This window comes from Aestuariimicrobium sp. p3-SID1156 (assembly GCF_025144225.1).
Lineage (GTDB): Bacteria > Actinomycetota > Actinomycetes > Propionibacteriales > Propionibacteriaceae > Aestuariimicrobium.
Genome location: NZ_JALXXB010000034.1, coordinates 1 through 226, shown reverse-complemented (window position 1 = coordinate 226; position 226 = coordinate 1). Strand labels below are relative to the sequence as shown.

The following is a 226-nucleotide window of genomic DNA, read 5'->3' as shown; positions in this document are numbered from 1 at the left end:
AACGCCACCCAACCGGTCCTGATCCTGGCCGACCCGGCCAGCCTCACCGTGATCCACGCCACCACAGGAGAAGTCCTCTCCGAACACACCATCGACCCCACCAAGGGCTACTGGCGCAACACCAACAAAGCCCCGGGCCGATGGCCCGAGGCTTTGAAGAATGTGAACGATGACCCGACTCATCTATGAACGATGTCTCGACTCATCACAGCGGTGGAGCTAAGGG

General features: G+C 60.6%; 1 pseudogene. It reads left to right on the top strand.

Annotated elements, in window-relative coordinates:
• Positions 1 to 189, top strand: a pseudogene (locus M3G03_RS12820) (hypothetical protein); the annotation flags it as partial.
• Positions 190 to 226 lie beyond the last annotated feature (37 nt).